Raw genomic sequence first — 12,280 nt, forward strand, 5'->3', positions numbered from 1 at the left:
ACAACCTGTTGTTTAAAAGGAGAAGAAGGGTGCGGCCGGGCCTTGTGCTGGGCGCCTTCTTTCTTGCTTTAGCGGCGCTCTTGATCATGCTGGATCTTTCACTCAGAGGTACCTTCTATGGCATAGCAGAGGTCAAAGCAGTGCAAATAGCAACAAATGCTATCCAGGAGACACTCAAGGAACAGGTAGTTGATCAGAATATCCGGTATCAGGATTTTATTGTAATTCACACGGACAGCGAGGGACACATAACCCTGATGCAGGCCGATACCGTCAGGGTCAATAAATTTGCCGCTGCAACAACACTGGCAGTAGAAAAAGCTCTAGAAAATTTCAGGTGGCAATCCTTTAGTATTCCGCTCGGGCAAATGCTAAGACTTCCACTGTTGGCACACTGCGGCCCAAATATTACCTACCATATTATGCCGGTTGGCTCGGTAAGAGTAAATGTTTTAGACAAGTTTGAGTCCGCTGGGATAAACCAGACCAGACATTCAATATACCTTGCTTTTGACACCAGCGTCCGCATTGTAGTGCCTTCCAAAAGCGGTGAGGCAGTTGTAACAACTCAAGTGCCTTTGGTGGAAAGTATAATAGTAGGAAGTGTACCTGACACATTTGTAAATGTGACCGGCGGCATTTTCGGAAGTGGTTTATTAAAATAGGTTTTTATTGAATCTTCCTCCAGCATAGTGAATAATTATAAATATCACGTTACAAAATATTTTATGGTCAATGTAGTTATGTACTATAAAATTACAGATAATTTGATTTTTTATTCCAAATTTCTTGACAGATTACACTAAGTTATGGTAAATTATTAAATGTTGCTGCTGAATTTATCACGATTGGCTCAGGCCAGTCGAGTTAAGGTCAAGTAGCGGGGGACATCCTGCATTAACTGATATCAACCTGCACAAATTGCCACTTGACCGCAGATTGTAGAAGTGATAGAATAACAACTGTTCGCGCCGCAAGGCGGGAATCCGGCCAGAAAATACCAGTTGACACGGGGCCGGCAGAAATGATAAGATAACATTTGCGTCGCGCTAAAGGGCGACACGGTCTTTGAAAACTAAACAGTGGATGGATGGAAATGAGACGTGGGATGTGAGACGTGAGACGTGGGAATGAATGATAGACTCAAGGGTCCAGGACCCAAGAGGAAGTCGGGAGTTCACACGACAAACGACCACAAACCATGACTCAAACACATGACTCTCGTCAAAGTGAAAACTAAACGAGCAGTACATTCCAAAACAACGAGTGAGAAGTGCCGAGAGGTACAGGCTCACAAACTTACGAGCGAGATCAAATTTTTCAGATATAAATGGAGAGTTTGATCCTGGCTCAGGACGAACGCTGGCGGCGTGCTTAACACATGCAAGTCGTGCGGTGAGAGGTGAGAGTTGAGAGGTTAGAAGTGAGAATAAGAAGCAATTCGGCAAGCCGAATTGCAACGATAAAAATCTCACATCCAACTTCTCACATCTCACTTCTCATAGCGGCGGACGGGTGAGTAACGCGTGGATAACCTGCCTTAATGACCGGGATAACGCCGGGAAACTGGCGCTAATACCGGATACGCTCACGGAAAACACATGTTTGGGTAAGGAAAGGAGCAATCCGCATTAAGATGGGTCCGCGTCCCATTAGCTAGTTGGAGGTGTAAGAGACCCCCAAGGCGACGATGGGTAGCCGGCCTGAGAGGGTGGACGGCCACACTGGAACTGAGACACGGTCCAGACTCCTACGGGAGGCAGCAGTGGGGAATCTTCCGCAATGGGCGAAAGCCTGACGGAGCAACGCCGCGTGAATGAAGAAGGCCTTCGGGTTGTAAAATTCTGTCTTCAGGGAAGAAGAAAGTGACGGTACCTGAGGAGGAAGCCCCGGCTAACTACGTGCCAGCAGCCGCGGTAAAACGTAGGGGGCGAGCGTTGTCCGGAATTACTGGGCGTAAAGGGCGCGTAGGCGGTTTACTAAGTCTTATGGTGAAAACTATCGGCTCAACCGGTAGCGTGCCTGAGAAACTGGTAGACTTGAGGGCAGGAGAGGGGAGTGGAATTCCCAGTGTAGCGGTGAAATGCGTAGATATTGGGAGGAACACCAGTGGCGAAGGCGGCTCTCTGGCCTGTTACTGACGCTGAGGCGCGAAAGCGTGGGGAGCGAACGGGATTAGATACCCCGGTAGTCCACGCCGTAAACGATGGGTGCTAGGTGTAGGAGGTATCGACCCCTTCTGTGCCGTAGTTAACACAATAAGCACCCCGCCTGGGGAGTACGGCCGCAAGGTTGAAACTCAAAGGAATTGACGGGGGCCCGCACAAGCGGTGGAGCATGTGGTTTAATTCGACGCAACGCGAAGAACCTTACCAGGGTTTGACATCCTCTGACAGCCTATGAAAGTAGGTTTTCTATCTTCGGATGGACAGGGAGACAGGTGGTGCATGGTTGTCGTCAGCTCGTGTCGTGAGATGTTGGGTTAAGTCCCGCAACGAGCGCAACCCCTACGTTTAGTTGCTAACGCGTGAAGGCGAGCACTCTAGAGGAACTGCCGTTGACAAAACGGAGGAAGGTGGGGATGACGTCAAATCATCATGCCCCTTATGTCCTGGGCTACACACGTGCTACAATGGCCGGTACAAAGGGAAGCGAAGTCGCGAGGCGGAGCGAATCCCAAAAAGCCGGTCTCAGTTCGGATTGCAGGCTGCAATTCGCCTGCATGAAGTCGGAATCGCTAGTAATCGCAGGTCAGCATACTGCGGTGAATACGTTCCCGGGCCTTGTACACACCGCCCGTCACACCACGAAAGCTGACAACACCCGAAGCCGGTGACTTAACCTGCAAAGGAGAGAGCCGTCGAAGGTGGGGTTGGTGATTGGGGTGAAGTCGTAACAAGGTAGCCGTATCGGAAGGTGCGGCTGGATCACCTCCTTTCTAAGGAGAATATTGAGACGTGAGACGTGAGAAATGAGACGTGAGAAATGAAAGCAGGAATCAAGGGTCGAAAGACCCGAGAGGAATGCATGAAAGTCACACGTCCCACGACGCACGACCCACGACCAATACTCCAGGTCGACCATCCATCGACACACTGTTTAGTTTTGAGAGACCAGGAGTGAGAGGCAAACGCCTCTCATTTTAAAGACTCTCGATTGAGACGTGAGAAATGAGACGTGAGACGTGAGAATGAAAGCATTCCTCACGGGTCAAAGACCTGGCAGGAATACCTGGATCACACGTCCCAAGTCCCACGACACACGACTCAAACTGTTCTTTGAAAACTGCACAGCATAGGAGAACAAGAGTAACTAGAGCATAGAAGATGTTCTAAGTAGCGCGCGAAATTAGGTCAAGCTACAAAGGGCATACGGTGGATGCCTAGGCGCACAGGGCCGAAGAAGGACGTGGCAAGCTGCGAAAAGCTACGGGGAGCCGCAAACAGGCATAGATCCGTAGATATCCGAATGGGGCAACCCGGCGGGGGCAAACCCCCGTCACCGTTAACTGAATCCATAGGTTAACGGAGGGCACCCGGCGAACTGAAACATCTTAGTAGCCGGAGGAAAAGAAAGAAAGATCGAACCCCCTAGTAGCGGCGAGCGAAGCGGGGCGAGCCTAAACCAGTAGTGCATGCACGACTGGGGTTGCGGGACTCTCATCAGATAGTGTAGTAGATTTAGCCGAAGCGGCCTGGAAAGGCCCGGCATAGGAGGTAAAACCCCTGTAGGCGAAAAGTCGAGGTACTACGAGAGTATCCCAAGTACCACGGGACACGGGGAACCCTGTGGGAATCCGGGAGGACCACCTCCCAAGGCTAAATACCCGGTGCGACCGATAGAGAACAAGTACCGTGAGGGAAAGGTGAAAAGCACCCCGGGAGGGGAGTGAAACAGCACCTGAAACCGTATGCTTACAAACAGTCAGAGCACTATTCGGTAGTCGGTAGTGGGTAGTCGGTAGTCAGAATTAAGAAAGAATTCGCTAAAGCGAATTCTGGTAATTAACCGACAACGGACTACTGACTACTGACTACCGAAGTGTGATGGCGTACTTTTTGTAGAACGGACCGGCGAGTTACGTCCAGCGGGCAAGGTTAAGCGAAAGAGACGCGGAGCCGCAGCGAAAGCAAGTCTTAATAGGGCGAATGAGTCCGTTGGAGTAGACCCGAAACCGGGTGATCTACCCATGTCCAGAGTGAAGCTTTAGTAAAATAAAGTGGAGGCTCGAACCGACCGTCGTTGAAAAGGCGGCGGATGAGGTGTGGGTAGGGGTGAAATGCCAATCGAACCCGGAAATAGCTGGTTCTCCCCGAAATAGCTTTAGGGCTAGCCTTAGGGATGAATACCGGAGGTAGAGCACTGACTGGGCTAGGGGTCTTCACCGATTACCGAACCCAATCAAACTCCGAATGCCGGATATTATGACCCTAGGAGTCAGACTGCGGGTGCTAAGATTCGTAGTCAAGAGGGAAACAGCCCAGACCGCCGGCTAAGGTCCCAAAGACAGGCTAAGTGGAAAAGGATGTGGAGTTGCCCGGACAACCAGGATGTTGGCTTAGAAGCAGCCACCATTTAAAGAGTGCGTAATAGCTCACTGGTCAAGTGGCTCTGCGCCGAAAATGTAACGGGGCTAAGCCTGTCACCGAAGCCACGGATTTGAGAAGTGAGAGGTGAGAGGTTAGAAATGGGAGAAAAGATAAGCTCATTTCGTGACCTTAAAGTGTATCAAAAAAGTTATCAATTAGCTTTGGAGGTACACAAGGAAACGAAAACCTTTCCAGATATTGAACGATATGAACTTGGTGCACAATTACGAAGAGCAGCTGTATCCATACCAGCAAATATAGCTGAGGGATATGGTCGTAAGAACTCCAATGCTGAATTCAAGCATTTTTTGCGAAACGCATTGGGTTCATGCAACGAAGTACAAGTGTTGCTAAGCATATCAAAAGACCTAGGATATATTGCAGACACAGAATATGTACAGCAGTATGATGAACTAGGCAAACAAATCTATCGTCTGATAGAAGTCTGGAAATAGGTTCCCACATCTAACATCTCACATCTCACTTCTCAGATGGTAGGGGAGCGTTCTCATCTGGTTGAAGCAGTACCGAAAGGAGCTGTGGACGGGTGAGAAGTGAGAATGCCGGTATAAGTAAACGAAAAGGCAGGTGAGAATCCTGCCCGCCGAAAGCCTAAGGTTTTCTGGGGAAGGCTCGTCCGCCCAGAGTAAGCCGGGGCCTAAGCCGAGGCTAAATAGCGTAGGCGATGGAAAATCGGTTGAGAATCCGATGCCACTTAATGCCGTTTGAAGGATGGGGTGACACAGGAGGGTAAGCTGAGCGCACGATTGGAAAAGTGCGTCCAAGGAGGTAGGGTAAGAGACAGGAAAAACCGTCTCTTAAAAAAGCCCGAGAACTGATGGGGAGCGAAATTAAGTAGCGAAGCAGCCGGCGCCCAAACTGTCAAGAAAAACCTCTAACGAGGCATTTAAGTGCCCGTACCGCAAACCGACACAGGTAGGTGGGGTGAGAATCCTAAGGCGCGCGAGAAAACCCTCGTTAAGGAACTCGGCAAAATGACCCCGTAACTTCGGGAGAAGGGGTACCCCGTTAGCGTGAAGAACAAACGTTTGGAGCGTGAGGGGGTCGCAGAGAAAAGGCCCAAGCGACTGTTTACCAAAAACACAGGTCCCTGCAAAATCGCGAGATGAAGTATAGGGGCTGACGCCTGCCCGGTGCTGGAAGGTTAAGGGGAGAGGTCAGACTTAAAGTCGAAGCTTTGAACCGAAGCCCCAGTAAACGGCGGCCGTAACTATAACGGTCCTAAGGTAGCGAAATTCCTTGTCGGGTAAGTTCCGACCCGCACGAAAGGCGTAACGATTTGGGCGCTGTCTCAACGAGGGACTCGGTGAAATTGTAATGCCGGTGAAGATGCCGGCTACCTGCGACAGGACAGAAAGACCCCGTGGAGCTTTACTGCAACCTGACATTGGGTTTTGGTATTGGATGTACAGGATAGGTGGGAGGCAGGGAAGTCAGTACGCAAGTATTGGCGGAGCCAACGTTGGGATACCACCCTTTGAGTATTGAAGTTCTAACACAGTTTCGTGGATCCGGGACGTGGACAGTATCAGGCGGGCAGTTTGACTGGGGCGGTCGCCTCCCAAAGAGTAACGGAGGCGCCCAAAGGTTTCCTCAGCGCGGTTGGAAATCGCGCGCACAGAGTGTAAAGGCAGAAGGGAGCTTGACAGCGAGACGAACAGGTCGAGCTGGGACGAAAGTCGGGCTTAGTGATCCGGCGGTATCGAGTGGAAGAGCCGTCGCTCAACGGATAAAAGCTACCCCGGGGATAACAGGCTTATCTCCCCCAAGAGTCCACATCGACGGGGAGGTTTGGCACCTCGATGTCGGCTCATCGCATCCTGGGGCTGTAGTAGGTCCCAAGGGTTGGGCTGTTCGCCCATTAAAGCGGTACGTGAGCTGGGTTCAGAACGTCGTGAGACAGTTCGGTCCCTATCCGTCGCAGGCGCAGGAAACTTGAGAGGAGCTGTCCCTAGTACGAGAGGACCGGGATGGACAGACCACTGGTGTACCAGTTATCGTGCCAACGGTAGCGCTGGGTAATTATGTCTGGCCGGGATAAGCGCTGAAAGCATCTAAGCGCGAAGCCCCCCTCGAGATGAGGTTTCCCACAGAGTAATCTGGTAAGACCCCTGGGAGACTACCAGGTAGATAGGCCGGGAGTGTAAGCTCAGTAATGAGTTCAGCCGACCGGTACTAATAGGTCGAGGGCTTGACCTAAGAAAAGACATGGGAAAAGAGACGTGAGACGTGGGCATAAAGGACATTGTCAAGGGTCCAGGACCCGAGCCAAAGGCCTGAGCGCTCAACGGCACACGACTCACAAGACACACGTTGCGCGTACTCCTATGCTGTACAGTTTTGAGAGAACATCTCAATAAAACAAGGTAAAGGTTTCTGGTGACAATGTCGGAGGGGGTACACCCGTTCCCATCCCGAACACGGCAGTTAAGCCCTCCTGAGCCGATGGTACTTGGGGCGTTGGCCCCTGGGAGAGTAGGTCGTCGCCAGATTATTTTTAAGCCTCATGGTCAACTGCCATGAGGCTTTGTTTTTTTGTCTCGCTCCGCCCGTTCCCATCCCGAATCTCCCTCCCTGTTATATGTAAAAACTAAATGTTCTATGTATGTTGCATGATACCGAGATATTAATTTGATTAACTTTATTTCAACCTACCTGGCAACAAATGAATCTGTAAATGCATGATGAGTAAGTAGCTGTAAAATAACTGTGGGTGATCACCAGTAATCTCCAGGCGAAAAGACAAGGAGTTTTTCCACGGAGAAAAGAAGAAAACCTCCAATGCAAGTAAGCCAAACCGACAAAGGAGGTTTCTTCTAGTGAATACATCACCCCAAATCCAAGCAGCCCAAGACTATCTGAAAGAAAGTTCCTGGCTGCAAGAGAAAAGAGTGAGTACTTTACTTAACAGTGTACTTGCCGGAAAGACAAATTTCAATACTTTAGAAAAAGAACTATTTACCATTGCCAGAGACTACTTGATTCAGATGCTGACTGCATTTTTAGAACACCTTGATCGGCTCATACTTTACTCGGCCGAACGGGAGGGTTGGGAAGTAGTTGAAATAAGGGAGCGAAGCCTCGAAACCACCCTGGGGGTGCTCAGCTACCCAAGACGCTACTACAAAAAGCGCACTTTAAGCGGAGCTTACGCTTACACCTTTTTGCTGGACGAACTGCTGGGTATACCAGCAAGAGCGCATGTCTCTGCCCGGTTGAGCGAAATAGCCGTAATGCTTGCCGCCGAACAAACCTACAGGAAGGCAAAAGAAACCTTAAAGACCACTTTGGGGGTGAGCATCAGCCACGAGACCATCCATCGGGATGTCCAAGTAGCCGGTGAACACCTCAAGAAATGGGATGGGGAAACTGGCTTAGACGGTACCGGTATCCGTGTTGTCCCTTTATTGGTTGTCGAAGTAGACGGAGCGATGATCAAACAACAGCGCCGGCACAAAAGAAGTGAGCAGAGACGCTTTGAGTTAAAAACAGCGGTAGTTTATGAAGGGTGGGAAGAAGGTCCGAATGGCAGAGCAAAACTGATCAACCCCACTTACTTCATTTACCACGGAAAAGGAGAAGAATTTTGGGGCGCCTTAGAACGGCGTTTAAGCCGGCTCTACGATCTTGACGGCTGCCCAAGAAAAATTATTGCCGGGGACGGAGCCGACTGGATCCGGGAAGGAGCCGATCTTTTAGGGGCCGAATATCAATACTGCCGGTTCCACTTAAAAAGGGATCTTATTAGCCTGTTTAACCCCCAGCACAGAAAAAAACTCGAGAAAATCCTCTATACGAACGACACGAACAGCCGGGCCGCTTTCAATATGTTTTTAAGGACGTTGATCATTGAAGAACCAAACGAAACCAGAAAAGAAAAACTAAGAGCTTTCCAAAGCCTAATCAATAGCGTTTGGGAAGGGATTACCGACTGGCGGGAAAGAAACCGTCCCTGCCCTTCCCCGGCCCGGGGATTGGGAGTTATCGAACCCAATGTGGGGCATACCATTGCCCGTCGGTTTAAACATCAGGGGGCTTCCTGGTCGGTAAACGGATCTGACAATCTCGCCCATGTTCGTTGTGCAAAAAGAAACGGTAATCTTATAGATATTCTTCGCCTGCCAGGGCCGCCTACTCCAGAGAGTGAGCCGGTACGAGTTCAGGACGGCTATTGGGCCAGAAGACAAACAGATGGCCTGGCTGCAAAAGATCCTGGGGATTGGGTACGGGCATCCTTGCCGGCAGCTTATGGACCCAATCAGAAAAGCCGGGAACTGGCATTACTAATTAGCCGTCTCACTTTAGATTGGATTTTTTAGACATGTTTTTGGTGAATCCCTGAGGCTTTTTTTGGGCGGCGCCGTCAGGGTAGCCTTGACTGCCGGGGGCCACACGCATGGTATAATGGGAGAAACGACGGGTTCGCTATCTTTGTAGACATGTTCCCGGAGCCACCCCGTCGGCATGTTTTATCAGACCATGCGTGGGGGTGGCAGTCAAGGCCGCCGCCACCGTGTTTTAAATTTTTTGCAATCTATATCGTGTCAAATTTATAACCTGGTTGAGTTGCATTGGAAATTATCGGATACGACCCACTTTAACTTGACAGCATCGATGAGTAATAACATGTTTGCACGGAAATTGATGATATGGTAAGATAATATGAAGAATATGCTGCTGTTCTTTACTTAATAATGAACTTAAGCGCTTGGCGCTTTTTTAGTTTGAAACATACGTTTAAAGGGGAGATAATTATGTCCGGTCACTCCAAGTGGGCAACCATTAAACGCAAAAAGGCCAAAGTAGATGCGCAGCGCGGCAAATTATTTACCCGTTTGGCCAGGGAAATAATTGTAGCGGCTCGCAATGGCGGTGCGGATCCGGATGGCAACATGCGGCTCAAAACCGCTATCCAAAAAGCAAAGGAAGCTAATATACCCAATGATAATATAACCAGGGCCATACAGAAGGGCGCCGGCGAACCGGGTGGCGCGGCCTATGAAGAATTCAATTACGAAGGGTACGGCCCGGGCGGTGTAGCGGTAATGCTTGAAATTATGACTGATAACCGTAACCGTACAGCGGGCGAAATACGTTATATATTCTCAAAAAATGGCGGGAGCCTGGGAGAATCCGGATGTGTCTCCTGGATGTTTGATCAAAAGGGGTTGTTTGTAATTGAAAAAGCAGACAATACAATCAGTGAAGATGATTTAATGCTTCTGGCCCTTGAAGCAGGAGCGGAGGATTTTAAGGTTGAGGATGACTCTTATGAAATAACCTCCGAGCCAGGTGATTTTTCCGGGATAAAAGAAATACTGGAAAGTAAAGGTGTCAATATGGCTATGGCTGAGGTTACCATGGTGCCGCAGAATACTATAAAGCTTGAGGGCAAGGACGCTGAGCTGATGGTCCGCCTCATGGAAACCCTGGAAGAGCATGATGATGTGCAAAACGTCTATGCCAACTTTGAACTTGACGATTAGACGGTTGGACTTATTAGTTATATGGTCTCAAGATCAAGCCCCAGCTCAAACGAGTTTGGGGCTTTTTCTTTTTGAATGGCTTGTTATAGAATACCTAAATATGGTAATAATATAATCATCATGTTAATATTAAAAAGGATATGGTAAGCAGATGATTTTGAGCAATAATAAAATATTGGCGGCAGTATTTCTAATACCGGCTGCAATACTTATAACAGCGGCAGGTATATATTGCGGCAGCCGTTTGGCCGGCCAGCCTGGGGCGCATTATTTTGCTGTATTCCAAAACCAGGTTGATTTCTTAAAGCCCAGAGTTACTTCCGATACAATCCTGACCAGGGAAAGACTTTTTGCATGTGAGGACGTTGAAGTCAATGAACAAGAGCCGGCTCCTGAAGAATTAAGGGGACTCAGCCGGAAGGAGCTGGTCGAAAAATTTTCCCCCGAAGGGTGGGAGGTAACCTTTAATGACCCGAAATCCTTGATTTTAACGGGACGTTCTGATCAGTTGTGTTCCAAACACAAAAGTTACCGTCACCTGGGCCTTTTTCAGGGCTGGCTGGCAATATACGAAGGGCCTCTCGGCTATAACGAAAAGATTATCAGGGTCGAGTCAATTACTGCTGCAGATCTCCCCGGTGAACTTCAGGTAAAACTGCAGCAGGCTATGGATTTTCAAAAACAGGCCGGCGCCGCCGCAGATAAGTTGCGGGGTGAGTTGGAGTTTGAAACTGAAGAAGCCCTCAATGCGGCCCTTGAAAATATCGACGAACACGGTTAAGATCTGCATTAGATAGTACCCATACGTAGGACCTGTCAGCCTAAAAAATTTTGTTTACCTGTTTTATATAATAGCAGGCTAACTAGTTACTGAGCAGACAGCGATAGAACCCAGCAATGAAAATGCTGAGCATAGAGAGTATCCCCCCTCAAATATGAGTGCGAGATGTATCAAAGATTTTCACAGGAATCGTAAATAAGCTATATAAATTGTTGACACGAACATCAGTTCCGAAATAATATGGTAACATAAGATGACAAGGTCAACAAGATATTGGCTGAAAAAATTTAGATATAGGGAAACACGTTAATTATATGCTAATACTTGGAATTGATCCCGGTACTGCTATTACCGGTTTCGGTGTGGTAGATTACCGGGGCAACAGTTTTTCAATGGTGGAATGCGGTTGCATCCGTACCCAAGCAGGCCTTCCTCTTGCTGAAAGGTTGCAAACACTTTACCGGGGACTTTTGGATACTATCAAGCAGTACAACCCTGCACATGTTGCCGTGGAAGAACTTTTTTTCAACAACAATGTTCGTACTGCCCTGGCGGTAGGTCACGCCAGGGGTGTTATTTTGCTCGCGGCTGCGGAAGCAGGGGTTCCTGTGTTTGAATATACTCCCCTGCAGGTTAAACAGGCCGTGGCCGGTTTTGGGCGCGCCGCCAAAGCGCAGGTGCAGTATATGGTCAAAACAATACTGTGTTTACCATCCGTTCCGGGTCCTGATGATGTTGCGGACGCGCTGGCGGTTGCGATATGCCATGCCCACCTATATGAATGGGAGAGGAAGTTTAAATGATAGCTTTTCTTAATGGCAGGCTGGCTGATATTCAGGCAGGCGCGGTAGTAATTGACGTGGGTGGAATAGGGTATCATGTCCAGGTGCCCTTGTCTCTTATACACAGTCTGCCGGAACCCGGCGGCCAGATCATGCTGCATACTCACCTCGCGGTTCGGGAGGATGATATCAGCTTGTACGGCTTTAGGGAGCGTGGGGAACTCGAGTATTTTTTAAAGCTATTAAACGTATCCGGAGTCGGTCCCAAAGGAGCGCTGGCTGTACTTACCTTGTTTGAGCCGGGGGAACTCGGCCAGGCCATCGTCAATGAAGACCTGCCCGCCTTAACCAGAGTACCGGGAATCGGGAAGAAGACGGCCGGGCGGATTATCCTTGAGTTAAAAGACAAAATACCACTGACTGCGATTCAAGACGCGCCCGGCCGTAAACAGGCCGGATTGAAAGCTGACGCGGTAGCAGCGCTGGAGGCGCTGGGCTACTCTACTGCGGAGGCCCATAAGGGAGTGAAGGAAGCTCTGGCCGGATTTAATGAGGAACCTCCGGTAGCGGAACTGATCAAGAAAGCCTTGCGAATGCTGGTTAAATCTTAAGACGGTTGAG

General features: G+C 49.3%; 6 protein-coding genes and 3 rRNA genes. All 9 read left to right on the forward strand.

Annotation, left to right across the window (positions count from 1 at the left end):
* Positions 1-8: 8 nt before the first annotated feature.
* The 9 genes from yunB to ruvA all read left to right on the forward strand — a co-directional run bounded on the left by yunB (position 9) and on the right by ruvA (position 12,270).
* Positions 9-665 carry a sporulation protein YunB gene (gene yunB / locus Psch_RS00270; RefSeq protein ID WP_243123911.1) on the forward strand — a complete coding sequence of 219 codons (657 nt, stop codon included), beginning with the start codon at positions 9-11 and terminating at the stop codon, positions 663-665.
* 662 nt (positions 666-1,327) lie between these two features.
* Positions 1,328-2,938, forward strand: a 16S ribosomal RNA gene (locus tag Psch_RS00275).
* 413 nt (positions 2,939-3,351) lie between these two features.
* Positions 3,352-6,809, forward strand: a 23S ribosomal RNA gene (locus Psch_RS00280).
* 176 nt (positions 6,810-6,985) lie between these two features.
* Positions 6,986-7,102, forward strand: a 5S ribosomal RNA gene (rrf, locus tag Psch_RS00285).
* The 16S, 23S and 5S rRNA genes sit together here, the layout of an rRNA operon.
* 327 nt (positions 7,103-7,429) lie before the next feature.
* Positions 7,430-8,929: an ISLre2 family transposase gene (locus Psch_RS00290; RefSeq protein WP_190238768.1), complete on the forward strand. Its 1,500-nt coding sequence runs from the start codon at positions 7,430-7,432 to the stop codon at positions 8,927-8,929.
* 435 nt (positions 8,930-9,364) lie between these two features.
* Positions 9,365-10,096, forward strand: a complete 732-nt coding sequence (locus Psch_RS00295; RefSeq protein ID WP_190238769.1) for a YebC/PmpR family DNA-binding transcriptional regulator — start codon at positions 9,365-9,367, stop codon at positions 10,094-10,096.
* Positions 10,097-10,253: 157 nt separating this feature from the next.
* Positions 10,254-10,877, forward strand: coding sequence for a hypothetical protein (locus Psch_RS00300; protein ID WP_134219809.1), 624 nt, complete (start codon positions 10,254-10,256; stop codon positions 10,875-10,877).
* Positions 10,878-11,191: 314 nt separating this feature from the next.
* Entirely contained in the window at positions 11,192-11,680 is a 489-nt protein-coding gene (ruvC, locus tag Psch_RS00305; RefSeq protein WP_190238770.1) for a crossover junction endodeoxyribonuclease RuvC, read from the forward strand.
* On the forward strand, positions 11,677-12,270 hold the full coding sequence (gene ruvA / locus Psch_RS00310; RefSeq protein ID WP_190238771.1) for a Holliday junction branch migration protein RuvA: 594 nt from the start codon (positions 11,677-11,679) through the stop codon (positions 12,268-12,270). The genes ruvC and ruvA overlap by 4 nt, the downstream gene beginning before the upstream one ends.
* The last annotated feature ends 10 nt before the right edge of the window (positions 12,271-12,280 follow it).

The sequence above is a fragment of the Pelotomaculum schinkii genome, assembly GCF_004369205.1.
GTDB lineage: Bacteria > Bacillota > Desulfotomaculia > Desulfotomaculales > Pelotomaculaceae > Pelotomaculum_C > Pelotomaculum_C schinkii.